The sequence below is a fragment of the Peterkaempfera griseoplana genome (genome assembly GCF_001418575.1).
Lineage (GTDB): Bacteria > Actinomycetota > Actinomycetes > Streptomycetales > Streptomycetaceae > Peterkaempfera > Peterkaempfera griseoplana.
Window position 1 is genome coordinate 1 of the sequence record NZ_LIQR01000306.1, and the last position, 23,732, is coordinate 23,732.

General features: G+C 73.9%; 23 protein-coding genes and 1 pseudogene. 9 read left to right on the top strand and 15 right to left on the bottom strand.

Annotation, left to right across the window (positions count from 1 at the left end):
- The 7 genes and pseudogenes from AOK09_RS22585 to AOK09_RS22615 all read right to left on the bottom strand — a co-directional run.
- Positions 1 to 276 (bottom strand): annotated as a pseudogene (locus AOK09_RS22585) (hypothetical protein); the annotation flags it as partial.
- Positions 277 to 430: 154 nt separating this feature from the next.
- Positions 431 to 1,033 (bottom strand): GNAT family N-acetyltransferase, encoded by a 603-nt coding sequence (locus AOK09_RS22590; protein ID WP_245687425.1) that lies wholly within the window; start codon positions 1,031 to 1,033, stop codon positions 431 to 433.
- A 14-nt stretch (positions 1,034 to 1,047) separates the two neighbouring features.
- Positions 1,048 to 1,590 carry a MogA/MoaB family molybdenum cofactor biosynthesis protein gene (locus tag AOK09_RS22595; protein WP_055589056.1) on the bottom strand — a complete coding sequence of 181 codons (543 nt, stop codon included), beginning with the start codon at positions 1,588 to 1,590 and terminating at the stop codon, positions 1,048 to 1,050.
- Entirely contained in the window at positions 1,587 to 2,024 is a 438-nt protein-coding gene (moaC, locus tag AOK09_RS22600; protein ID WP_107101418.1) for a cyclic pyranopterin monophosphate synthase MoaC, read from the bottom strand. Before moaC ends, AOK09_RS22595 begins: the two co-directional genes overlap by 4 nt.
- A gap of 145 nt (positions 2,025 to 2,169) precedes the next feature.
- On the bottom strand, positions 2,170 to 3,450 hold the full coding sequence (gene glp / locus AOK09_RS22605; protein WP_055589079.1) for a molybdotransferase-like divisome protein Glp: 1,281 nt from the start codon (positions 3,448 to 3,450) through the stop codon (positions 2,170 to 2,172).
- A 125-nt stretch (positions 3,451 to 3,575) separates the two neighbouring features.
- Positions 3,576 to 4,505, bottom strand: coding sequence for a UTP--glucose-1-phosphate uridylyltransferase (locus AOK09_RS22610; protein ID WP_055589058.1), 930 nt, complete (start codon positions 4,503 to 4,505; stop codon positions 3,576 to 3,578).
- Positions 4,506 to 4,515: 10 nt separating this feature from the next.
- The gene (locus tag AOK09_RS22615) at positions 4,516 to 5,286 is read right to left on the bottom strand and encodes a GGDEF domain-containing protein (protein WP_055589059.1); all 771 of its coding nucleotides are present in this window, start codon (positions 5,284 to 5,286) and stop codon (positions 4,516 to 4,518) included.
- A gap of 124 nt (positions 5,287 to 5,410) precedes the next feature.
- On the opposite strand from AOK09_RS22615, the gene AOK09_RS22620 reads away from it, so the two are divergent.
- On the top strand, positions 5,411 to 5,992 hold the full coding sequence (locus tag AOK09_RS22620; protein WP_055589060.1) for a 5-formyltetrahydrofolate cyclo-ligase: 582 nt from the start codon (positions 5,411 to 5,413) through the stop codon (positions 5,990 to 5,992).
- 63 nt (positions 5,993 to 6,055) lie between these two features.
- On the opposite strand, the gene AOK09_RS22625 is transcribed toward AOK09_RS22620, so the two are convergent.
- On the bottom strand, positions 6,056 to 8,797 hold the full coding sequence (locus tag AOK09_RS22625; protein WP_055589061.1) for a penicillin acylase family protein: 2,742 nt from the start codon (positions 8,795 to 8,797) through the stop codon (positions 6,056 to 6,058).
- Between the two features lie 200 nt (positions 8,798 to 8,997).
- Between AOK09_RS22625 and AOK09_RS22630 the strand changes: the two genes are divergently transcribed.
- Positions 8,998 to 10,482 carry a potassium/proton antiporter gene (locus AOK09_RS22630; protein ID WP_079063331.1) on the top strand — a complete coding sequence of 495 codons (1,485 nt, stop codon included), beginning with the start codon at positions 8,998 to 9,000 and terminating at the stop codon, positions 10,480 to 10,482.
- Positions 10,483 to 10,489: 7 nt separating this feature from the next.
- Here AOK09_RS22630 and AOK09_RS22635 read toward each other — a convergent pair whose 3' ends face one another.
- From AOK09_RS22635 to AOK09_RS22645, 3 genes are all read right to left on the bottom strand, one after another.
- Entirely contained in the window at positions 10,490 to 10,903 is a 414-nt protein-coding gene (locus tag AOK09_RS22635; RefSeq protein ID WP_055589063.1) for a RidA family protein, read from the bottom strand.
- Positions 10,900 to 11,688, bottom strand: a complete 789-nt coding sequence (locus AOK09_RS22640; RefSeq protein ID WP_055589064.1) for an IclR family transcriptional regulator — start codon at positions 11,686 to 11,688, stop codon at positions 10,900 to 10,902. The genes AOK09_RS22635 and AOK09_RS22640 overlap by 4 nt, the downstream gene beginning before the upstream one ends.
- 141 nt (positions 11,689 to 11,829) lie before the next feature.
- On the bottom strand, positions 11,830 to 12,876 hold the full coding sequence (locus AOK09_RS22645) for a sugar kinase (protein ID WP_245687426.1): 1,047 nt from the start codon (positions 12,874 to 12,876) through the stop codon (positions 11,830 to 11,832).
- Positions 12,877 to 13,019: 143 nt separating this feature from the next.
- Here AOK09_RS22645 and AOK09_RS22650 point away from each other — a divergent pair, with 143 nt between their 5' ends.
- The 7 genes from AOK09_RS22650 (at position 13,020) to AOK09_RS40315 (ending at position 20,289) form a co-directional block, all read left to right on the top strand.
- A complete protein-coding gene (locus AOK09_RS22650) occupies positions 13,020 to 14,303 on the top strand; it encodes a type III PLP-dependent enzyme domain-containing protein (protein WP_055589065.1) in 1,284 nt (427 codons plus the stop codon).
- Positions 14,303 to 15,916 (top strand): N-acyl-D-amino-acid deacylase family protein, encoded by a 1,614-nt coding sequence (locus AOK09_RS22655; protein WP_055589066.1) that lies wholly within the window; start codon positions 14,303 to 14,305, stop codon positions 15,914 to 15,916. The genes AOK09_RS22650 and AOK09_RS22655 overlap by 1 nt, the downstream gene beginning before the upstream one ends.
- A 149-nt stretch (positions 15,917 to 16,065) precedes the next feature.
- The gene (locus AOK09_RS22660) at positions 16,066 to 16,659 is read left to right on the top strand and encodes a bifunctional 4-hydroxy-2-oxoglutarate aldolase/2-dehydro-3-deoxy-phosphogluconate aldolase (RefSeq protein WP_245687427.1); all 594 of its coding nucleotides are present in this window, start codon (positions 16,066 to 16,068) and stop codon (positions 16,657 to 16,659) included.
- A gap of 295 nt (positions 16,660 to 16,954) precedes the next feature.
- The gene (locus tag AOK09_RS22665; protein WP_055589067.1) at positions 16,955 to 18,238 is read left to right on the top strand and encodes an MFS transporter; all 1,284 of its coding nucleotides are present in this window, start codon (positions 16,955 to 16,957) and stop codon (positions 18,236 to 18,238) included.
- Positions 18,239 to 18,305: 67 nt separating this feature from the next.
- The gene (locus AOK09_RS38085; protein ID WP_079063334.1) at positions 18,306 to 18,650 is read left to right on the top strand and encodes an FmdB family zinc ribbon protein; all 345 of its coding nucleotides are present in this window, start codon (positions 18,306 to 18,308) and stop codon (positions 18,648 to 18,650) included.
- A 121-nt stretch (positions 18,651 to 18,771) separates the two neighbouring features.
- Positions 18,772 to 19,629, top strand: a complete 858-nt coding sequence (locus AOK09_RS22670; RefSeq protein ID WP_055589068.1) for an S-methyl-5'-thioadenosine phosphorylase — start codon at positions 18,772 to 18,774, stop codon at positions 19,627 to 19,629.
- Positions 19,630 to 19,851: 222 nt separating this feature from the next.
- Entirely contained in the window at positions 19,852 to 20,289 is a 438-nt protein-coding gene (locus tag AOK09_RS40315) for a hypothetical protein (protein WP_157875997.1), read from the top strand.
- A gap of 17 nt (positions 20,290 to 20,306) precedes the next feature.
- Here AOK09_RS40315 and AOK09_RS22675 read toward each other — a convergent pair whose 3' ends face one another.
- The 4 genes from AOK09_RS22675 to AOK09_RS22690 all read right to left on the bottom strand — a co-directional run bounded on the left by AOK09_RS22675 (position 20,307) and on the right by AOK09_RS22690 (position 23,696).
- Positions 20,307 to 20,585: a hypothetical protein gene (locus AOK09_RS22675; protein WP_107101417.1), complete on the bottom strand. Its 279-nt coding sequence runs from the start codon at positions 20,583 to 20,585 to the stop codon at positions 20,307 to 20,309.
- An 84-nt stretch (positions 20,586 to 20,669) separates the two neighbouring features.
- A complete protein-coding gene (locus AOK09_RS22680; RefSeq protein ID WP_055589069.1) occupies positions 20,670 to 21,650 on the bottom strand; it encodes a sigma-70 family RNA polymerase sigma factor in 981 nt (326 codons plus the stop codon).
- A 264-nt stretch (positions 21,651 to 21,914) separates the two neighbouring features.
- The gene (locus tag AOK09_RS22685; RefSeq protein ID WP_055589070.1) at positions 21,915 to 22,559 is read right to left on the bottom strand and encodes a class II aldolase/adducin family protein; all 645 of its coding nucleotides are present in this window, start codon (positions 22,557 to 22,559) and stop codon (positions 21,915 to 21,917) included.
- A 105-nt stretch (positions 22,560 to 22,664) separates the two neighbouring features.
- Positions 22,665 to 23,696, bottom strand: coding sequence for an alanine racemase (locus AOK09_RS22690; RefSeq protein ID WP_055589071.1), 1,032 nt, complete (start codon positions 23,694 to 23,696; stop codon positions 22,665 to 22,667).
- Positions 23,697 to 23,732 lie beyond the last annotated feature (36 nt).

Genomic DNA, 23,732 nt, shown 5'->3' on the forward strand with positions numbered 1-23,732 from the left:
GGCGGGGGCGGCGGCCTCGGCGGGCCGGTCGCTCTCGGCGGGCACACTGAAGGAACCTTCCGCCTCGCCGGCGGGTGTCTCGTCGTTCCGATCGTCCAGGGACCGGGTGATGCGACGCTCCATCGCCGCCCGCCCCGACAGCAGGCGGATGGCGGTGCTGAAGCGTTCCGTCGGGCGCGCTTCATTGAGCTCGTCCTGCCTGCGGAGCCACATCGGCACCAGATAGGCAGCCCAGGCCCCTACGATCACCGCGTAGATGAGGCCGCTACTGCTCACGTCTCACACCGTAGGGGTGGCGGGCCGCAGCTGTCGCCAATTACTGGCGGTGTGTCGCACGATCAAGCTGATTCTCCGACTAATTTGTGCGTCTGTATGGCGGAATGGCGACCTGTCGATACGCTATTGAGACCAATTTCGAACATGCATTCAATTACCGGTCCCGGCCTTGCCGGAGCGCACGCCAGCGGTTCAGCATCCCCTCCGGCACCTCCTCGGCGGTGAGGACGTAGACCAGGTGGTCGCGCCAGTCCCCGTCGATGTGGAGATAGCGCTCCCGGATCCCCTCCTCGCGGAATCCCAGTTTCTCCACCACCCGCCGGCTGGGCAGGTTCTCGGGCCGGATGCAGACCTCGACGCGGTGCAGCCCCAGCACACCGAAGCAGTGGTCGGTGGCGAGTGCCACGGCGGTCGGCATGATGCCCCGGCCGGCCACCGCCTCGTCGATCCAGTACCCGATGTTGGCCGAGCACATCGACCCCCAGGTGATGCCGCCCACCGTCAACTGCCCGACCAGGACGTCCCGGTGGGTCACCACGAACGGCAGCATCCGGCCCGCCGAGGCCTCCGCCCGCAGGAACCGCACCATCTGCCGGAACGTCGGCCGGGGCCCCGCCAGCCGCCCCGGCGGAGGCGGCGGCACGGTGGCCTCCCAGCGCCGCAGCCAGTCCCGGTTGCGGCCGCTGACCTCCCGCCAGGCCTTCTGGTCGCGCACCCTTATCGGCCGCAGGCCGACGTCGCCCTCGGCCAGGGTCACCGGCCAGCCGCCGTTCAGTGGATGCTCCGGTGCTGCCGCAGCCCGTCCTCCGGTCCGCTGGGACGCGGATGGTCGCCCCCGCGCACCTGGTCCACCGCATGGGCGAGCAGCGGCCCGAGGACGGCCAGACCGTCCCGCACCCCGCCGGTGGACCCCGGCAGGTTGACGATCAGGGTGCGCCCCGCCAGGCCGGACAGCCCACGGGAGAGCACCGACGTCGGGACCTTCTCCCGCCCGTACGCCCGGATCGCCTCGGCGATCCCCGGCACCGGACGGTCGATCACCCGGGCGGTCATCTCCGGGGTCAGGTCGGTGGGTGAGATCCCGGTGCCGCCGGTGGTGAGCACCACGTCGTACCCGGCCGCGACAGCCTCCCGCAGGACCTCCTCCACGGGTTCGCCGTCGGGGACGACCCGGGGGCCGTCGACGGCGAACCCCAGCGCGGTCAGCCCCTCGGCCAGCAGGGGGCCGCCCCGGTCGGGGTAGACACCCGCCGAGGCGCGGTTGGAGACGGTCACGGCGAGGGCCCGCCCCGCGGCCCCTGCGGGAGAGCTCACCGGGCGCCGTCCCGGTGCCAGTCGCCGCTCCTGCCGCCGGTCTTGCGCTCGACCCGGACCGCGTCGATCACCGCGCCCTTGTCGACCGCCTTCACCATGTCGACCACGGTGAGCCCGGCCACCGCGACCGCAGTCAGGGCCTCCATCTCGACCCCGGTGCGGTCGGCGGTCCGCACGGTGGCGGTGATCTCCACCGCGTCGTCCGCGACGGCCAGGTCGACCGCCACCCCGGAGACCGCGATCGGGTGGCAGAGCGGAATCAGGTCGGGGGTCCGCTTGGCCCCCATGATCCCGGCGATCCGGGCCACCGACAGGGCGTCACCCTTGGGTACGCCCTCGCCGCGCAGCAGTTCCACCACCCGCGCGGAGACCAGCACCCGCCCGGACGCCGTGGCGGTCCGCACGGTGGTGGCCTTCTCCGAGACGTCGACCATGCGGGCCGCACCCGTCTCGTCGACATGGGTGAGGCGGTCGGCCGGGGGGCCGCCTGTCGGGTTCGCGGTCACGTGCTCTCCAGTCGCGCGGTCGGCCGGTCGAAGGTACGGGGTGCGGGCGCTACCGTACCCGGCCCGCTCCGGGTCAACGCGAGGGCTCCTCCAGCAGGACCACGTCCAGCAGCGCACCGGGGTCGGTCGCGGTGGTCTCCTCCCCCAGCACGATCAGGCAGTTGGCCTGCGCCAGCGGCCCCACCAGGTGCGATCCCGCGCCGCCGACCGGGGCCACCGTGCCCGGCCCGCCGCTGCCGGGGGCCGGGGCCCGGTAGCTGCCGCGCAGGAACTGGCGGCGCCCGGCGGGCGAGCGCAGCGAGGCCGTGCAGACCGCCCTGGCCGTCGGCCGGTGCACCTGCCCGGCGCCCGCCATCGCGCGGATCGCGGGCCGGACGAAGAGCTCGAAGGAGATGTAGGCGCTCACCGGGTTGCCCGGCAACGCCAGCAGCGGGATCCCGGCGCCGGGACCGATCCGGCCGAACCCCTGCGGCTTGCCGGGCTGCATCCGCAGCCGCCGGAAGTCCACCTCGCCGTACTGCTCCAGCACCTGCTTGACCACGTCGTACGCGCCGACGCTGACCCCGCCGCTGGTGACGACCAGGTCGACCTGGCCCACCTGCTCCTCCAGCACCGCCCGCAGCCGCTCGGGGTCGTCGGGGACCGCGCCGATCCGGTGGGCGACCGCTCCCGCCTCACGGGCGGCCGCGGTCAGGGCGTAGCTGTTGGACTCGGAGATCTGCCCGGGACCGACCGGCTCTCCCGGCGGTACCAGCTCGCTGCCGGTGGAGAGCACCGCCACCCTCGGGCGCGGGCAGACCCGCACGGTGGCGCGGCCGATGGCGGCCAGCAGCCCGATCCGGGTGGGGCCCAGCACCGATCCCGCGGTGAGCACGGTGTCGCCGCCGGTGACGTCGCTGCCGCGGCGGCGGATGTGGGCGCCGGCCTCCACCGGGCGGAACACCTGCACCTCGGCGGAGGCGCCGGCGGCCATCCGGTCCGCGGCAGCGGCCAGGCCGCTGCCGCCGTCCGTCCACTCCACCGGGGCGACGCCCTCCGCGCCCGGGGGCAGCGGGGCGCCGGTCATGATCCGAGCGGTCTGCCCGGAGAGGATCCTGGGCAGCTCACCGGGGCCCGCGGCGATGTCGCCGACGACCGCCAGCACCGACGGATAGCGCTCGGTGGCGCCGTGGGTGTCGGCGGTGCGCACCGCGTAGCCGTCCATGGAGCTGTTGTCGAACGGCGGCAGATCGCCCTCGGCCACGATGTCCTCGGCCAGCAGGCACCCCTGCGCGTCCAGCAGCGGCAGCTCCACCGGGGCCAGCGGCCGGACGGCCGCCAGCACGTCGGCGAGGTGCTCGTCGACCGACCACATCCGGGCGGCCTGCGGCGGCGGGGCCTGCCCGGCGGCCGGGCCCACGGCCGTACCCCCGTCCGAAGGACCGCTGTGCCCTGGACCCGCCGTGGACCCTGTCATCGCCTCGCCACTCCCGCCGTCCGCTACACCGTCAGCTCCGTGCCCACGAAGTCCTGGAGCCAGGCACGGAAGTCCGGGCCCAGATCCTCACGCTCGCACGCCAGCCGGACGATAGCGCGGAGATAGTCGGCGCGGTCACCCGTGTCGTAGCGGCGGCCCTTGAACAGCACGCCGTGCACCGGACCGCCCTCGGCGGAGCCCCGGCCCGCGAGGGTGCGCAGCGCGTCGGTGAGCTGGATCTCACCGCCCCGTCCGGGCGCGGTGTCGTGCAGCACGTCGAAGACCGCCGGGTCGAGCACATAGCGGCCGATGACCGCGTAGTTCGAGGGGGCGTCGGCGCTGTCGGGCTTCTCCACCAGATCGGTGATCTGGACCACCTCGCCGTCGCCGTCGGTGCCCTCCCAGGCTATGGGCTTGACCGCGGCGCAGCCGTAGAGGTGGATCTGCTCCGGGTCGACCTCGATCAGGGCGACCACCGAGCCGCCGAGGGTCCGCTGGACGTCGATCATGCGGGAGAGCAGCGGGTCCCGGGGGTCGATCAGGTCGTCCCCGAGCAGTACCGCGAACGGCTGACCCGCCACGTGCTGCTCGGCGCAGAGGACCGCGTGGCCGAGGCCCTTGGGGTCTCCCTGGCGGACGTAGTGCATGGTGGCCAGGGCGCTGGACTCGCGGACCCGCTCCAGCTTGGCCTCGTCGCCCTTGCGGGTGAGCTGCTCCTCGAGCTCGTAGTTGCGGTCGAAGTGGTCCTCAAGCGCGCGCTTGTTACGGCCTGTGATCATGAGCACATCGGAGAGGCCTGCGGCTGAGGCCTCCTCCACCACGTACTGGATGGCCGGCTTGTCGACTACCGGCAGCATCTCCTTGGGCGTCGCCTTGGTCGCGGGGAGGAAGCGGGTACCGAGGCCGGCGGCGGGCACCACGGCCTTGGTGATGTGAGGACGGGCGTTGGTCATACCGCAGACTCTACTGAGGTGCGGAAACTCCCAGCTGAGCGCGGTCTGGATCCACCGTGGGAGTGAGTGCGCCGTCCGCCGCCGTGGCGCTGCCGTCGGCGGCGGCCCGCCTGGCCTCCGCCAGGGCCCGGTCGGCGGCCCGCAGCAGGGTGGCCGCATGGTTCCCGTCCACGGGCAGCACGGCGATCCCCACCGTGGCGGTGAGGCCGTTGCCGGCCTCGTCCGGCGCCGGGCGGCCGGCGGTGTGCTCCGGGAGCTGCAGCAGGTGACGCCGCACCGTCCAGCGGAGCCGCTCGGCGACCTGGGCGGCACCCTCGGCTCCGGTGTCCGGCAGCACGACCAGGAACTCCTCGCCTCCGTAGCGGCCCAATGCGTCAGAACGGCGGATCTCCACCGCCAGACGCTGGGCCAGGTCACGGAGCGCCGCGTGGCCGCGGGGGCGGCCGTGCGCCGCATAGATCGCCTCGAAGCCGCCGACCTCCAGCAGCAGCACCGCCAGCGGCCGGCCGCCGCGCAGATGGCGGGCGACCTCGCGGTCCAGGGTCAGCTGCAGATGGCGGTAGTTGCCGACCCCGGTCAGGGGGTCGGTGACGGCGGTGCGCTCCAGGACGGAGCGGGCCTTCTCCAGCCGCAGCACCCGGCGCTGCAGTTCGGCCGCCCGCTCCACGGCCGCCCGGTGCCTGCGCCGCATCCGCAGCGCCGCCACGGCCAGCGTCGCGGCGGCGGTGGTGACGGGCAGGCTGAGCAGCGCCAGGGCCCGTACCAGCACCTCGCCGCTCATACCGCCGCCCTCCTGTGCAGACTGGCTTCCGTACGCGGCCACGCGACCGCCCGCAGCCTCATACGCCCGGCCGCACACCCGACCGACCGCACGCACGCCCGACCGCGAGAACACCGGACCATTCATGGACAACGAGAAGACCGCCCTGAGGTCACGCCTGCTGGCGCGGCGGCGTGCCCTGCCGCCCGAGGAGCGCCGCACCGCGGCCCGGCTGCTGGCCGGCCGCGCCCTGGAACTGCTGGAGGGCGGCGCCCCGGCGACCGTCGCCGCCTATGTCTCGGTGGGGTCGGAGCCGGGCACCCGGGTGCTGCTGGAGGCGCTGCGCTCCCGGGGCGTGCGGGTGCTGCTGCCGGTGCTGCTGCCGGACAACGACCTGGACTGGGCGGTCTACGACGGCCCGGGGAGCCTGGCCCCGGCCGGCCGCGGCCTGCTGGAGCCCACCGGGCCCCGTCTCGGCCCGGAGGCGGTCTGCGGGGCCGCCCTGGTGCTGCTGCCCGGCCTGGCCGTGGACGGCCGGGGCCTGCGCCTGGGGCGCGGCGGGGGCAGCTACGACCGGGTGCTGGCCCGGCTGGCCGCGGCCGGGTCCGCGGCGCGGCTGGTGACGCTGCTGTACGACGGGGAGCTGCTGGAGTCCGTACCGGCGGAGCCGCACGACCGCGCGGTCAGCGCCGCGGTGACCCCGTCGGGCGTCCGCACCTTCGGCTGAGCCCGGCCCGGGTGCTCCCGGGCCGGGCTCAGTGGTGCGGGTTCACCCCCGCAGGGGCGGGGGTCAGCCCCGGGTGAGGACCAGGTGGTCCTTGAGGGTCTTCTTCACCGCGTCGGCGGAGAAGGCCCACGGCAGCAGCTGTCCGTCCGCCCACAGCTGGGTCTGGTCGTTGTAGTTGGGGTGGTAGGCGTGGCCGGAGGCACCGCCTACGTTGATCCAGCGTGAGGCGTCGAAGTTGCTGAGGTCGACGACCATCCGCATCGAGGGGATCCAGTCGACCTGGTACCCGGCCGCTGCGTTCCACCCGGTGGCGTCCACCGCGGCGGAGCCGCCGGAGAGCTGGTACGGGCCCCGGTTGAGCAGCTTGTGGACCACCCCGGAGGCGATGGAGGACTCGTCGCTGCCCATCGTCTGCTCCTTGAGGGTCAGCGTGTGCAGCCGGCCCCAGCTCCAGGTGGAGACGTCCTTGCTGAGCTTGGAGGTCAGCTCCTGGCGGGCGTCGGTCATGGCCTGCAGCAGCAGCGCGTCACGCCCGTGGTGGACCCTGCCGTAGGCGTCGGTGTAGTCCCACCAGGAGCTGTCCGGGCTCTGCAGCATCTGCCGGACGACCTCCATCCAGCGGTCGCCGCCGTCGGGCTGCGCCTTGGCGGGCTCGCGGGTGCCGCACTCCTGGACCAGCTTGGGCTTGCCGCCCACCGCGTCGTCGGGGAGGGTGTCGTCGGTCTTCTGCTCGACCAGCTGGCAGTCGCCCTCGGCCCTCAGGTCGGCCGGGAACTTGTCACCGAAGGCCCGCAGCAGCAGGTTGCGCCAGACGCCGTTGTAGTAGGCAGCGGCGGCCGAGCCCGAGTCCTGGTGGTAGTTCCAGTCCTTCAGCAGGTCCTGGGCCTGGCGGACGTAGCCGTCCTTGATGTTGATCTTCAACAGGTAGGGGACCAGGGACTTGGCCATGACGCTGGTGTTGTCCAGCTGGATGTCCTGCATGTCGTCCGGGGAGATCTTGGCGCCGTTCTTCAGCTTGGCGCCGAGCAGGTCGGTGATCTGCTTGGCGCGGGTGCCGTACTCCCAGTCCTTGGTGAGCAGGTAGGGGTAGCTCTGGTCGACGACGGCCTGGTTGGCGGTGACGATGTAGCCGTCGGCGGGGTCCTCGGTCCAGGGCAGGGACCTGAAGGGGATGTAGTTCGGCTTCCAGTCGTACGCGGAGTCCCAGCCCGGGGCCGGGTAGGTGCCGTCGTCGGCCTTGTTGCGGATCGGGATCAGGCCCGGGGCCTGGTAGCCGATGTGGCCGTCGGTGTCCGCGTAGATCAGGTTCTGCGCGGGGACGGCGAAGTCGTAGGCGGCCTGCCGGAACTGGGTGAAGCTGGTCGCGGTGTCGAGCTCGAAGACCGCGTCCATGGTCTTGTTGGGCGTCAGCGCGGTCCACTTCAGGGCGACGCCGTAGCCGGTGACCCCGCGGTCGGGGGCGGCGTCGCCGACCGGCGCGAACTTGCCGACCTGCTGGTCGTCCTGGCTCTGGTCGGAGATCAGCGGGCCGTTGTTGGTCTCCCGGACGGTGATCTCGACGTCCTTGCCGCCGGCCACCTTGATGGTCTCCTTGCGGACCTCGAACGGGACGTCCTTGCCGTCGCGAAGGTAGGTGCCGGTGCCGGTGATCTTCTCCAGGTAGAGGTCGGTCACGTCCGGCCCGAGGTTGGTGAAGCCCCAGGAGATCTTCTGGTTGTGGCCGATGACCACGCCCGGCATGCCGGAGAAGGTGTACCCGGCCGTGTCGAACGGGCAGGAGGCGTCGACGGTGCGGCAATGCAGACCCATCTGGTACCAGATGGACGGCATCCCGGGGCCCAGGTGCGGGTCGTTGGCCATCAGCGGCTTGCCGGTGGTGGTCCGGGAGCCGGAGACCACCCAGGAGTTGGAGCCGATGCCCTGGCCGGCCGGGCCGAGCAGCTGCGGCACCGAGTCCACCGTGCCGGAGAGCGACTTCAGCAGCCCGGCGACCTGGGCGCGGGCCTGCGAGGTGCCGCTTGCGGCGGCGCCGGGGGACCCGGCCGGCGCGGCGTCGGCCGGGAGGTAGTTCCCCCGGGGGCTGACGGTGCCGGTCCGCAGAATGGTGCCGTTGCGGTCGTACGGGTAGTCCGGGTACATCTGCTTGATCTGCTGGGAGGTGAAGTCCTCGCTCAGCAGGGACCGGTCGATCTCGTCCTGCATGTTGCCGCTGAGGTCCCAGGCCATCGCCTTCAGCCAGGCCACCGAGTCGACCGGCGTCCACTTCTCCGGCGTGTATCCGCTGTTGACCGCGCCGAGGAGGGTGTACTCCAGGGATGCGGACGCCCCGCCGGGGTGCTCCTTGAGCCAGGCGTTGACGCCGTCCGCGTAGGCCTGGAGGTACTTCTTGGTGGTCGCGGAGAGCTTGGTGTCGTACTCCTGCTGCGCGACCCTGGCCCAGCCCATGGTGCGCAGGAAGGAGTCGGTCTCGATCTGGCTCTTGCCGAACATCTCCGACAGCCGGCCCGCGGTGATGTGGCGCCGGACGTCCATCTCCCAGAAGCGGTCCTGGGCATGGACGTAGCCCTGGGCGCGGAAGAGGTCCTCGGGGGTGTCGGCGTAGAGCTGCGGGATGCCGTTGGCGTCGCGCAGCACATCGACCGGCCCGGACAGGCCGGCCACCGGCACACTGCCGGTCACCTGCGGGTACGAGGCGCGGACGGTCCGCACGCCGAACCAACCGCCGGTGGTGGCACCGGCGACGAGCAGCACGGCCAGCACGATCACGATCAGGCGGGCGCGCCGGAACTTCTTCGAGCGGGGCATCGGTGTCCTTGGCAGAGGTCCTCTTCGGCGTACCGTCCGGGTGCGCCGGCCTGGGCCCCACCCTAGGTCGGTCGGGGGAACCGGTAGGCATGCGGGGTCAGAGGGAGATTACCGGGCCCGGGTGACCGTTCCCCGCAGTACAAAGAGAAGGTAAACTCTTAGGCTGTATAAGGATCCTCTTCCCAGCGGGGTGCCACTGCGTGACTGTCGACCGCCTCAACCTCCTGCTGCTGGTCTTCTCGGCCATCATGATCGTCGCCATGGTGGCCGTCCGGCTCGCCACCCGCACCGGCCTCCCCAGCCTGCTGCTCTATCTCGGCATCGGCGTGGCGATAGGCCAGGACGGCCTCGGAATCGAGTACGACGGCGCCGCGCTCACCCAGGTCCTGGGCTACGCCGCACTGGTGGTGATCCTCGCCGAGGGCGGTCTCGGCACCAAGTGGCAGGACATCCGGCCCAGCCTCTCCGCCGCGGGCGCCCTCGCCACCGTGGGCGTCGGGGTCAGCGTCCTCGTGACGGCGGCGGGTGCCCACTGGCTGGTGGGGATCGACTGGCGGCTCGCCCTGCTGATCGGCGCCGTGGTCGCCTCCACCGACGCGGCGGCGGTCTTCTCCGTGCTGCGCCGGGTGCCGCTGCCCCGGCGGGTCACCGGGCTGCTGGAGGCGGAGTCCGGCTTCAACGACGCCCCGGTGGTCATCCTGGTGGTGGCGTTCGCCTCCCGGCCGCAGGAGGCCTGGTACGTGATACTCGGCACCATCCTGGCCGAGCTCGCCATCGGCGTGGTGGTCGGCCTGGCAGTGGGCTGGCTGGGCGCCCAGGGACTGCGGCGGGTCGCCCTGCCCGCCTCCGGCCTGTACCCCATCGCGGTCCTGGCCCTGGTGGTGCTGGCCTACGCGGGCGCCGCCCTGCTGCACGGCTCCGGCTTCCTCGCCGTCTACATCGCCGCGGTCCTCCTCGGCAACGCCCGGCTGCCGCACGGCCCCGCCGTACGGGGCTTCGCCGACGGGCTGGCCTGGGTCGCCCAGATCGGCCTGTTCGTGCTGCTGGGACTGCTCGCCACCCCGCACACCATGCGTTCCGCGGTGCTGCCCGCCCTGGTCGCCGGACTGGTGCTGGTCTTCGTCGCCCGGCCGCTGTCCGTGCTGCTGAGCACCGCCCCGTTCCGCTACTCCTGGCGTGAGAAGGCGCTGCTCAGCTGGGCCGGACTGCGCGGCGCGGTGCCCATCGTGCTGGCCACCATCCCGCTGACGGCCGGGGTGTCCGGCGCCCGCCAGGTGTTCAATGTGGTCTTTCTGCTGGTGGTGGGCTTCACCCTGCTGCAGGGCCCGACCCTGCCCTGGGTGGCCCGGCGCCTCAAGGTCGCCGAGCTGGCCCTGGGGGAGGACCTCGGCATCGAGTCGGCGCCGCTGGAGAAGCTCCACGGGCATCTGCTCTCGGTGGCGCTGCGCCCCGGCTCCCGGATGGTCGGTGTGGAGATCAGCGAACTGCGGCTGCCCACCGGCGCCGCCGTCACCCTGGTCGTCCGGGAGGGCCGCAGCTTCGTCCCCGACCGCGCGACCGTGCTGGCACCCGCGGACGAGCTGCTGGTGGTCTCCACCGACCAGGTCCGCGACGCGGCCGAGCGCCGGCTGCGCGCCGTCGACCGCGGCGGCAAGCTGGCCGACTGGCTCGGCACGCAGGACTGACGGACCGTCAGTCCACCGCGGCCTGGGCGTCGATCTCCACCAGCATCGCCTCGTGCGGCAGCTCCACGAAGACCGTGGTCCGGCAGGGCCGCACGCCGGACGGGACATGCTCGGCGACGAACTCCCCGTACACCTCGTTCATCGGGCCGAAGTCCTCCCTCCTGGTCAGGTACACGCGGAACATCAACACGTCCTCCACAGAGGCGCCGCCCGCCTCCAGCACCGCCCGGACGTTCTCCAGCGTGCGCCGGGTCTGCGCCCGGACGTCGCCCGGGTGCAGATAGGCCCCGGTCTCCGGGTCCTGCGGCCCCTGGCCGGACACCTGCAGCAGCGGGCCCTTGCGGACCCCCTGGGAGAACACCCAGGCGGGGGCGGGGGCGCCGGCCGTGCGGATCTCGGTCTTCCCGGTCTTCTCGTTCACTGCCGCTCTCTCCTCGGTGGGTGTTCGGGGTCGTGGGTACGGGACGGCGCCAGGCCGCAGTCGGCGGAGACCGCGTCGGCGGTGGCGAGCAGCCGGGGCAGCAGCTCCCGCACCCGCTCGTACGGCAGCACCAGATCGGGCACCGAGATGGACACCGCCGCGATCACCCGGCCCGTGGCGTCCCGGACGGGAGCGGCGATGCAGTTGAGGAAGGACTCGTGCTCGGCCCGGTCCGCCGCCCACCCCCGGCCGCGCACCTCGGCCAGCTCCGCCAGCAGCGCCTTCGGGGTGGTCAGCGTGTTGGCGGTGAACGGCACATAGTCGATCCCGGCCGCCACCCGCCGCCGCTCGCCCTCCGGCAGGTCCGCCAGCAGCACCTTGGAGACGGCGGCGCAGTGCAGCGGGGCCCGCAGGCCGATCCGGGAGTACATCCGCACCGGATGCCGGGAGTCGTACTTGTCGATGTAGACCACCTCGCCGCCCTCATAGGCGGCCAGATGGACGGTCTGGCCGGTCTCGGCATTCAGCTCCGCCAGACGGGGCGCGGCGACCGCGCGTACACCGCGCCGCTCCAGCGCCAGACCGGCCAGCGCGAACAGCTGCGGGCCCAGGCGGTAGCGGTGCGCGGCGTCCCGCTGCACCACCCGCTCGTCCTCCATCGGACGCAGCAGGCGCAGCGCGGTGGTCTTGTGCACGCCCAGCACCGCGGCGAGCTCGTCCAGGGTGCGGTCGCCGTCGCCCAGTTCGCGCAGCAGCCGCATGGCGCGCTCCACGGTCTGGCTCATCGGGGGCCTCCGGCGGTCCCTGCGGCGGTCTCACCGGCGGGAGGGGGTGTCGGTCTCATCAGCGGCCATCCTGCCGCCCGCCGGAGCGCCCGGCGACATGGACCCCGGTGCGACGGTGCGGCACCGCCCGGGCCACGGGGGTCATCCGGGGACCGCCGGGGAGGTGAGGCCGGCCGGGGTGACGCGGGTGGCCGACCAGTCGGCGTCGGTGGCGGCGAGCAGGGCGCTCCGTACGACCGCCGGCGGCGGGGTGGCGTGGTCGCCGGGGACGGTGAGGGCCGTGGCGGCGCAGAGATGACCGAGACGCAGCCGGCTGCGCTGGTCCAGTCGCCGCAGCAGACCCGCCAGATAGCCGGCGGCGAACGCGTCGCCCGCGCCGGTGGCCTCCGCCACCTCCACCCTCAGCGCCGGCTGGGTGACCGCGGTGCCGTCGCGGGCCACGGCGACCGCGGTGTGCTCGGCGTCCTTGACCACCAGGACGGCCGGGGACGGGAGCAGGCGGCGCAGCGCGGCCGGGTCGCCGGTGCCGAGGGCGACCGCGGCCTCGTCCGCGCCCAGCAGGACCACGTCGGCGCGGTCCAGCAGCGCCGGCAGCACCGCAGGGTCGCGGTCACGCCACAGCGCCGGGCGCCAGTTGAGGTCGAAGCTGACGGCCCGTCCGGGGCGGCGCAGTCCGAGCAGTGCGCTGACCAGCTCCAGGCAGCTGTCCGAGAGGGCTGCGGTGATGCCGCTGAGGTGGACCAGCGGTGCGGCGTCCAGCAGCCGGGCCGCGGCCGGGACCTGCAGCAGTGCGGGGCCCAGCGCGGAGGCGGCGGAACCGCTGCGGTAGTAGTGCGGCCGGCTGCGGCCGGGGCCCGCGTCGTGGGGGTCGGCGGTGCCGCCGATCTCCTTGAGGTAGAGGCCGGTGGGGCGGTGGGGGTCGACGGTGACGGCCGAGGTGTCGACGCCGCGGGCGGCGATCTCGGCCGTGAGGTGGCGGCCCAGCCCGTCGGCGCCGACCGCGCCGATCCAGGCGGCGGGTATGCCGAGCGCCGCGAGCGCGGCGGCGACATTGGATTCGGCTCCTCCCACGGTGCGGTGGAAGGCGGGCACCCGCTCCAGCGGACCCGGCCGGTCGGCGACCAGTACCGCCATCGACTCGCCCACGCACACCGCGGCCGGGGCACCTCCCCGCGTGCGCTCCTCCACGGGTGCTTCTCCCCTCGGGTGGGCGGGCACTGCTGCGCGGCCCGTTGACCGTCGCCGGTCCCTGAGGTTAGATCCCGGCAGACAGACAGCGCAACAGGGGTTGCACATATCGCAACTGTGCAGCTCAGAATGGAAGTGGGCCCGTGGTGACGGAGGGGATCGACGGCCCCCGGGTGGCCGCGCTGGCACAGGAACGACTGGACTGGTGCTTCAAGGCGGTGCCCGCCGCCGCCTGGGGCCGCACCGTCGCCGACTACCTCGCGACCGGCCCCGCGCTGGACGACCTGGGCACCCCGCTGCTGACCCTGGACGCAGCGGCGCTCCACCACAACCTGGCCACCATGGCCGCCTGGTGCGCCACCGCGGGCGTGGAACTCGCCCCGCACGGCAAGACCACCATGGCCCCCGCGCTCTGGCAGCGGCAGCTGGCCGCGGGCTGCTGGGGCATCACTCTGGCCAACCTGCCCCAGCTGCACGTCGGCCGGGCCTTCGGCCTGCGCCGGATCCAGCTCGCCGGCACCCTGCTGGACCCCGCCGGACTGGCCTGGCTGGCCGCCGAACTGGACCGCGACCCGGCCTTCCGCTTCATCTCCTGGGTGGACAGCGAACAGTCCGTCGCCCTGATGGACGCCGCACTGCGCAACGCCGGCGCCGAGCGGCCGGTCGAGGTCTGCGTGGAGCTGGGCGCGCCGGGCGGCCGCACCGGCTGCCGGGACCAGGACCAGGCGATGGCCGTCGCCCGCGCCGTCGACCGCGCCCCGACCCTGCAGCTCACCGGTGTGAGCGGATACGAGGGCGCCCTCGCGCACGATGCGGGCGCCGGCGCGCTCGCCACCGTGCAGCGCTATCTGCGCGAACTGGCCGGGCTGCACCGCCGGCTGCGCTCCGGCGGACTGCTGGACGGCGCCGGGGAGGAACTGGTCACCGCGGGCGGCAGCGCCTACTTCGACCTGGTCGCGGAGGTGCTGGGCCCGCTGGCCGGGGAGCACGGCAACACCCGGGTGGTCCTGCGGTCCGGCGCCTATCTGGTCCACGACGACGGCTTCTACCACTCGGTCTCCCCCCTCGCCCGGGGAGCGGGCCCGCGCCCCTTCCGCTCCGCCATGCACGGCTGGGCCAGGGTCGTCTCCCGGCCGGAGCCCGCACTGGCGCTGCTGGACGGCGGCAAGCGCGACCTGCCGTACGACGAGGGCCTGCCGATGCCGCAGCTGGTACGCGGTCGCGGACCGCTGACGGCGGGCCGCATCACCGCCGTCAACGACCAGCACGCCTTTCTGCGGGACGCCCAGGTGGAGGTGGGCGAGGTGCTGCGGCTGGGCCTCTCGCACCCCTGCACGGCCTTCGACAAGTGGTCGCTCATCCCGGTGCTGGACTCGGCCGACAGCGCCCGGCCGCAGGTGGTCGACCTGATCAGGACGTTCTTCTGATGGCGGCCGGCACGGTCTTCCGCGGCGCCACCCTGATCGACGGCAGCGGCGCCCCCCGCCGTCCCGCGGACGTGGCGGTGACCGGGTCGGTGATCACCGACGTCACCGCCCCCGGACGGGGCGGCGGCGCCCGTGTCGTGGACGCCACCGGGCTGGTGCTGACCCCGGGCTTCATCGACATGCACGCCCACTCCGACCTGCGGCTGCTGGCCGAACCCGGCCACGAGGCCAAGGTGACCCAGGGCGTCACCTGCGAGGTCCTGGGCCAGGACGGCCTGTCGTACGCACCCGTCGACGACCGCACCCTGGCCGCCCTGCGCCGCCAGCTCGCCGGCTGGAACGGCGACCCCGAGGGCTTCGACTGGGACTGGCGCACCGTCGGCGGCTACCTGGACCGGCTGGACCGCTCCGGGATCGCCGTCCACGCCTGCTACCTGGTGCCGCACGGCTCGGTGCGGATGCTCGCCATGGGCTGGGACGACCGTCCGGCGGCCCCCGCCGAGCTGGACCGGATGCGGCAACTGGTCGCGGACGGCCTGCGGGAGGGGGCCGTCGGGATGTCCAGCGGGCTCAGCTACACCCCGGGCATGTACGCCGGTACCGAGGAGCTGGTGGCGCTCTGCGCGGTGGTGGCGGCCCACGGCGGCTACCACTGCCCCCACCAGCGGTCCTACGGCGCGGGCGCGCTGGAGGGGTACGCCGAGATGGTGGAGGTCTCCCGCCGCTCCGGCTGCGCCCTCCACCTCGCCCACACCACCATGAACTTCGAGGTCAACGCGGGCCGCGCGGACGAGCTGCTGGCCCTGCTGGACGCGGCGCTCGCCGACGGCGTGGACCTGACCCTGGACAGCTACCCCTATCTGCCGGGCTCCACCACCCTGGCCGCGCTGCTGCCCAGCTGGGCGGGCGAGGGCGGCCCCGACACCACCCTGGCCCGGCTGCGCGACCCCGCCGCGCGGCAGCGCATCCGCCACGCCATGGAGGTCACCGGCAGCGACGGCTGCCACGGGGTGGTCGCCGACTGGGCGACCGTCCAGATCTCGGGCGTCCAGGACCCGGCCCTCGCCGGGACGGTGGGAGCCACCGTCGCCGAGCTGGCCCGCCGGCAGGGCCTGGACGGCACCACGGTCTTCCTGGACCTGCTGCTGGCCGACCGGCTGGGGACCACGATCCTGCAGCACGTCGGCCATGAGGAGAACGTCCGCGCGGTGATGCGGCACCCCGCGCACACCGCCGGCAGCGACGGACTGCTGATGGGCGACCGGCCGCACCCCCGGGCCTGGGGCACCTTCCCCCGCTATCTCGGCCGTTACGTACGGGAGCTGGGCGTCCTCACCCTGGAGGGGGCGGTGGCCCGGATGACCGGACGGCCCGCCCGGCGGCTGCGGCTGCTGCGCCGCGGGCTGGTACGCCCCGGCTACGACGCCGACCTGGTGCTCCTCGACCCGGACACGGTCGCCGACACCGCCACCTTCGACCACCCCAGGCGGCGCGCCGCCGGGATCCACCAGGTGCTGGTGGGCGGCACCGCCGTGGTCGACGACGGGCGCCCCACCGGCGCCCTGCCCGGGCGCACCCTGCGCCGTACCGACGAAGGGACCGGACCACGGTGACCGCACGACCGACCGAACCGAGCGCACCGACCGAACCGAGCGAAGCGGCCATACCGAGCGCACCGACCGCACGGCCTTCGGAGATCACACCCACGGCGTTCCCCGGGCGCCCCGCGGACCCCGGGCTCGCAGGGCTCGCCGCCGACCGCGTGATCGCGGTCGTCCGGGCCCCGGCGGTACCTGATCCGGCGGCGCTCTGCGCGGCGCTGGCCGCCGGAGGGATCCACTGGGTGGAGTTCACCTGCACCACACCCGGGCTGCCGGCGCTGCTGCGCGCCGCAGGCGCGGCCGGCCCGGGCTGCCGGATCGGCGCGGGGACGGTGCTGACCGCCGCCCAGGCGGCGGCCGTACTGGACGCCGGAGCGGGGTTCCTGGTCACCCCCGGCTGCCGGCCCGAGGTCGCCGGGGCCGCGCAGCGGGCGGGGGCACCCGCCGTCCTGGGAGCACTCACCCCCACCGAGGTCGCCCAGGCGGTGGACCTGGGCGCCTCCGCGGTCAAGATCTTCCCCGCCCGTGCCTTCGGACCGCGCTATCTGCGCGACCTCGCGGGGCCCTACCCGGGCGTCCCCCTGGTCGCCTCGGGCGGGGTGAACGCGGACAACGCCGGGGACTTCCTGTCCCAGGGCGCGCTGGCCGTCTGCGCCGGCACCGACGTGGTGCCGCCCGGCGCCGTGGCGGCCGGGGACTGGGCGGAGATCACCCGCCGCGCCGCCGCCTTCACGGCGGCACTGCCCGCCGTCTGATCCGCCCCCGTCCGGTCCCGCCCGCCGTCCGGTCCCGCCCGCCGTCCGGTCCGCCCGCCGCCGGGCCGGCGGCCGGCCTGCCTGTGGGGCCGTCCCGGTACCATGTCCTGGATCAATCCACACGACTGGACTCTGCAACATCTGCCTGATGCAGAGCCGGCGCGACCGCTCGGCGGCCGTGGCCCCCGGCGGGCCAGGTATCTACCCCGGTCGACGCACCCGAGGACGGCTCTCGGTGCGCCCGGGGTTTTCTCATGCCCTCAGGCGTGCTACCAGGCAGCGGGAAGGACCGACCGTGACGGCTCGCCGAACGGTCGACGGAACGGGCTACGGCCCGCTGCTGCGCACCCCCGGCGCCTGGACGTTCCTCGTCCCCGCCTTCGCGGCCCGGCTGCCCTACGCCATGCTCAGCCTGGGAGTGGTGCTGCTGGTGCACCACACCCACGGCTCCTACGGCACCGCGGGCACCGTCGCCGCCGTGTCCGCGGTGGCCCAGGCCCTGGTCGGGCCGCAGACGGGCCGGCTGGCGGACCGGCGCGGACAGGCGGCGGTGCTGGTGCCCGGCGTACTGCTGCACGCCGCCTCGGTGGCGGCGCTGGTCGCACTGGCCCTCGGGCGGGCCCCGGTGTGGGCGCTGTTCAGCGCGGCCGCCGGTGCGGGCGCGACGGTGCCGCAGATCGGCGCCATGGTGCGGGCCCGCTGGGTGGCGCGGCTGGAGGGCGGACCGCTGCTGGGCACGGCCTTCGCCTTCGAGTCGGTGACGGACGAGTTCACCTTCGTGATCGGCCCGGTGATCGCCACCGCCCTCTGCACCGCCGTCGCTCCGGCGGCCGGGCTGGTCGCGGAGGCCGCACTGACCGCGGCCGGAGGGCTGGCCTTCGCGGCGCGGCGCCGCAGCGCCCCCGCACCGCGCCCGGCGGCCGGCACCCGGCACGCCTCGGCGCTGACGGTGCCCGGGTTGCGGCTGCTGGCCTTCGCCTTCCTCGGGGTCGGTTCGGTCTTCGGCGCCGTGCAGGTGTCGATGACCGCCTTCGCCGAACAGGCCGGACGGCCGGGGATGAGCGGAACCGTCTACGGCGTCTTCGCCTGCGGCAGCATGGTGGCCGGAGCCCTCTACGGGGCGGTGCGGTGGCAGCGGTCGGCGCAGCAGCGAATGCTGGCGTCCTATCTGCTGCTGGTGCTGGGCTGCTCCACACTCTGGGCGCTGCCCGGTCTGGGCACGCTGGCGGCCGGCGGCCTGGTCTGCGGACTGGCCGTCGCTCCGACGCTGATCACCGGCTACACCCTGGTGGAGTCTCTGGTGCCGGACGGGGCCAAGACGGAGGCCTTCACCTGGCTCACCGGTGCCATCGGGCTGGGGCTGGCCGCGGGTTCCACGGCGGCGGGCGAGCTTGCCGACTCGTCGGGTGCCTGGGCGGGCTTCCTGGTCCCCGTGGCGGGCACCGGGGCGGCATTCCTGGTGCTGCTGTGGCTGCGGGGCCTGCTGGTGGCACGGCCCGCCGCGGGACTCACCGCGGCGTCCTCCGGCGGGGTGGTTCGTACGGGGTCGACGCAGCTCACACCTGCGGCGCTGGACTGATCGCCGGGAATGCCGCATCATTGAGGGTCGTTAGCACTCATAAGGTAAGAGTGCCAGGAGGAAGCAAGTGCCGACGTACCAGTACCAGTGCACCGAGTGCGGCAGCGGCCTTGAGGCGGTGCAGAAGTTCACCGACGACGCGCTGACCGAGTGCCCCCAGTGCAAGGGCCGACTGCGCAAGGTCTTCTCGGCCGTGGGTGTGGTCTTCAAGGGCTCCGGCTTCTACCGCACCGACAGCCGCTCGTCGTCGAGCAGCTCGGTGGGTTCAAAGACCGCGGCCGCGGCCCCGTCCGGGGCGTCCTCGTCGACGTCCTCGTCGTCGGGCGGCGACTCGTCGCCCAAGAGCGCCCCCGCATCGGGCGGCGGCAGCTCGTCGAGCACCTCCTCCACGAGCAGCAGCCCCGCTGCCTGACCGGCACATCTCCGGGCGGTCCCACCGCCCGGCACGCCGGCGCCGACCTTCGCAGCGCCCCGCGCCGGACCCCGCCAGGGGTCCCGCGGGGCCCTCGGCGTGTCCGGATAGGCTGCCGCACATGGCGGACACCAGCAGCACCCCCACAGCCGGCATCGACCCCGTGGAGATCGGGGTCCTCGGCGGCTCCGGCTTCTACGCCTTCCTGGACGACGTCACCGAGGTGACCGTCGACACCCCGTACGGCATGCCGAGCGACTCGGTGTTCGTCGGCGAGCTGGCGGGGCGGCGGGTGGCCTTCCTGCCGCGCCACGGGCGCGGCCACCACCTCCCGCCGCACCGGATCAACTACCGCGCCAACCTGTGGGCGCTGCGCTCGCTCGGCGCCCGCCGGGTCCTCGGGCCCTGCGCGGTCGGCGGGCTGCGGCCGGAGTACGGGCCCGGCACCCTGGTCGTCCCGGACCAGCTGGTGGACCGCACCTCGGGCCGGGTGCAGACCTTCTACGACGGCCTGCCCCGGGAGGACGGGCGCACCCCGCGCGTCGTGCATGTCTCCTGCGCCGACCCCTACTGCCCCGACGGGCGGGCGGTGGCGCTGTCGGCGGCGCGTGCCTCCGGCTGGGAGGCGGTGGACGGCGGCACCCTGGTGGTGATCGAGGGGCCCCGCTTCTCCACCCGGGCCGAGTCCCGCTGGTACACCGCGCAGGGCTGGTCGGTCATCGGCATGACCGGCCATCCCGAGGCCGTCCTGGCCCGTGAGCTGGGCCTCTGCTACACCTCGCTGGCGCTGGTGACCGATCTGGACGCCGGGGTGGAGACCGGGGAGGGCGTGACCCATGAGGAGGTGCTCTCGGTCTTCGCGCAGAACGTGGACCGGCTGCGTACGGTGCTCTTCGATGTGGTGAAGGGTCTGCCGACGGCGCGGGACTGCCTCTGCTCGCATGCGCTGGACGGTCTGGAGACCGGCCTGGACCTCTGACCGAGAGGTCATGGCGGCGCCGCGGGCAGGTCATGGCGGCGCGCGGGCGGGTCATCGCGCCGCCGCAGGTCCCCCGCGCGGGTGACCGGGTGTATCCACAGGCCGGGGTTGTCCACAGGGAACGAGGCGGGGCTTCCGGGGGCCGGGCGGCGGCTCCATGGTGGTCGGGCAGTCCTGCGAGCGTCCGCTCGCTTCCTCCAGGCCCCAGGTGGTGTACCGGCCATGACCGCCGTCTTCGACGCTTTCCCCGCCCGCGCCCGCGCCCGCAGCTCTCGCGGTACCGCCGCTCGACCGGGTGTGCCGGTTCCTCCGCCCGCGGTGCCGCCGGGCCGGGCGGTGCCGTCCTTCCCGCCGATCAGGGTCGGGTGCGGCGGCCGCCACCGGCTGCGGCAGGCGCTGCGGCGCGGTCCGGGGCCGCTGACGGCCGGGCTGCTCGCCACCGCGGCGGCGCTGGCTGCCGGGCCGCCACCAGGGGCCGCTCCGCCCTCGGGGGTGCCGCGCTGCGCCTCCTCGGCGGACGGGGGCGGCGCCCACGGTGCGCCGGGGATGTCCAGCGGGCCGGGCGCCTTGGGTACGCCGCGGATGTCCGGCAGGCCGGGCGCCTTCGGCGGGCCGGGGCACGGTTCGACGGGCACGCACGGCGGGGCGGCGGCCCGGTGAGAGCGTGGCCGCGGTCGTCAGCCGCCGTGGTGCGGGGGCCGCTGGCTCAGGTACCAGTCCAGGTCGCGGCCACCGGAAGCCCCGGTCGGCGCCTCGCCCCAGCCGGTATCGGTGTCGTCGGACGTCTGGCGGTCCAGCGGATCGTCGAAGACCAGCCCCTTGGGGAGTGGGCGCCGCTGCGGCCCGGGCGCCTGCTCGCCGGCGGTCCGTCCGGCCTGGCCCGTCCGCCCGTCCCCGCCCGTCTGCTGCATCTGCCCGCCGCCCTGCTCGGGGCGGTCGCCGTGGTCGCCGTTCATGTCCTCCAGCGTAGGCGCCCCACCGCACCGAGCAGCGCGAAGCCCCGGTGCAGGGGGCTCGCACCGGGGCTCACGGACGAAGGATCAGGCTGCCTCGAAGCCCGAGTGGTGGGCCATGCGCTTGAGTTCGGCGAGGGCGTGCTTCTCGATCTGCCGGATGCGCTCACGGGTGAGTCCGTGCTGCTTGCCCACCTCGGTGAGGGTGCGTTCACGGCCGTCCTCCATGCCGTACCGGGAGCGGATGATGGATGCGGTGCGGTCGTCGAGTCTGCCGATGAGGTCGTCCAGCTCCTCACGGCGCAGCATCACCAGGACCGCGTCCTCCGGCGAGACGGCGGCGGTGTCCTCGACCAGGTCTCCGAACTGGGTCTCACCCTCGTCGTCGACGGACATGTTGAGGCTGACCGGGTCACGGGCCCAGTCCAGCACGTCCTTGACGCGCTCCTCGGTCGAGCCGAGCTCGGCCGCCACCTCCGCCGGCTCCGCCTCGCGGCCCAGCTCCTTGGACTTCTCCCGCTGCACCCGGCGGATCCTGCCGAGCTCCTCCACCAGATGGACGGGCAGCCGGATGGTGCGGGACTGGTCGGCGATGGAGCGGGTGATGGCCTGACGGATCCACCAGGTGGCGTAGGTGGAGAACTTGTAGCCCTTGGCGTAGTCGAACTTCTCGACCGCCCTAACCAGGCCGGCGTTGCCCTCCTGGATGAGGTCCAGCAGCGGGAGCCCGCTGCGCGGGTAGCGGCGTGCGACCGCGACGACCAGCCGCAGGTTGGAGCGGATGAAGACGTCCTTGGCGCGCTCGCCGTCATCGGCTATCGCCCGCAGCTCGCTCTCGGAGGTGTTGCTGGGCAGCCCCCTCTCCTCCAGCTCCTCCAGCAGGTGCTCGGCGTACACACCCGCCTCGATCCGCAGGGACAGCTCGACCTCCTGGGCGGCGTCGAGCAGCGGCGTACGGGCGATCTCGTCGAGGTACATGCCGACAAGGTCGCGGTCGGCCTCACTGTTGGCGGGGCGGGCGGTACGGGCCCGGTCGGCCTTGTCGCGAACGACGGCACGGGTGGCCATGCGTGCTCCCTTACTACTGGTGCCTGCTTGCCTTCGCTTGTCGGCGCGAAGCCCTCCCGGCCCCGCACTGACGTAACAATTCAACGGGCAGAATCCGGACATCATTCCCAACGCGCTTGGAATCTTCCGGTGATGCAGTATGCTGCCCGTTTTCATCGCGAATTCGGACTCACCGTGTCCGGTTGCGCACGGGGCGTGTGCCTTGGGCGTCCCGCGGAATGCGCCTACCCCCGGGCCGCCGTTCGCATATCAGCCGGGGCGCTGCTATCGGTCGCGGCCGTAGTCGGCCAGTTTGGCCGCCGCCTGCTCCAACTGCCGTGCGTCCAGCGTCCGGGGCAGTCCTGCCGCCCGGGTGCGCAGATAGACGTCGCAGAGCCACTCAAGCTGCTGCGCCAGCCCATAGGCCTGCGCGAGACTGCCGCCGACGGTCACCGCGCCGTGGTTGGCGAGCAGGCAGCCGCGGCGCCCGTCCGCGAGCGCCTCGGCCACTCCGGCGGCGAGTTCCGGGCTGCCGTAGGTGGCATAGGGGGCGATCCGCACCGTCCCGCCGAACATCGCCGTGTAGTAGTGCACGGGCGGCAGCTGGGAGAGTCCGTCCAGGCAGGCGGCCGCGGTCGCCGCCACGGAGTGGGTGTGGACCACCGCCGCCGCGCCGGTGGCGCGGTAGGCGGCGAGATGGAAGGGCAGCTCGCTACTGGGTGGCAGCGCCGCCTCGACGGCGCTGCCGTCCGTCCGGTGGACGCCGATCAGCTCCGGGGTGAGCTCGTCGTAGTCCACCCCGGAGGGGGTCACCGCGAGCAGTTCCCCCTCACGGACCGAGAGGTTGCCCGCGGTGCCCACCACCAGGCCGTCGGCACGCAGCCGCCGGGCGTGACGGACCACCTCTGCGCGGGCCTCGGCAAGCAGCACGGCTCCCCCTTCGGGATCCGGGCCCGCCGCTCGGCGGTACGGGCCGGTCTCAGCCCAACCACGGACCGCGTCCCGCGATTCCGTCCCGCCGGCCGCGGCCCCGGGTCAGCGGTCGACGGTCCGGTCGAAGTGGGTGGTGGTGTGCCGCAGGGTGGCCCGCAGCTCCTCACCAACGGTGGGCGGGGCCGTCTCACCGGGTACGAAGAGGATGCTGACCTGCATGTGCGGCGGCTCCGCGAAGGCGGCCTTGCGCCCGTTCCAGCTGAAGGGGGAGGGCGTGCGGTTCACCGTGGCCAGCCCCGCCCGGGCGAGGTTCTTGGCCCGCGGGGTGACGCCGTGCATGTACTTGGGCGCCTCCAGGCCGACACCGTGCGCGGTGCCGCCGGCCACCACCACCAGGTGCCCGTCGACCGGGGCCTTCAGCTGGCGGTAGCCGTAGCGGTCGCCCTTGGCGACCGGGGTGACGTCCAGCACGGTCCCCCGGCAGTCCAGCGCGTCGTGGTCACCGAGCCAGAGCCGGGTGCCGATGCGCGGGCGGAAGGCCAGCCCGGGGTACATCCCGCGCAGCCGCCCGATCTCGTCGGCGGAGAGATGACTGACGTACACCGCCGGGATCGGCAGGCCGGCGGCGGTCAGCCGGTCGACCCAGTCGGCGCACTCCTGCACCGGGTCGTAGCCGTCGGGGCGGTCGAGCGGCAGATGCAGGGCGAAGCCCTCCAGCCGCACGTCGTCCAGCGCCGTCACCAGCTTGGGGACGTCGGGCTCGTTGATCCCGTGGCGGCGCATGCTGGTCATGCACTCCACCACGACCCGGCAGCCGACCAGGGCCCGTACGCCGCTGACGCTGCCGACGGTGCGGATCACGCGCCGCGGCAGCGGTACCGGATCCTCGCCGATCCGGTACGGGGTGAGGACCAGCACGTCGCCGCCGAAGTACTCCACCGCCTCGGCCGCCTCATAGGCGGTGCCGACCGCGAGCATGGGCGCGCCCAGCCTGGTGGCCTCCTCGGCGAGCCGCCGGTTGCCGAAGCCGTAGCCGTTGCCCTTGGCCACCGGCACGAGGCCGGGGAACGCCTCCAGCACGGACTGCTGGTGGGCGCGCCAGCGGGCGGTTTCCACATAGAGCGAGAGCGCCATCCGGGTGTGCCTTCCTGCGGTGGTGACGGGTCGTGG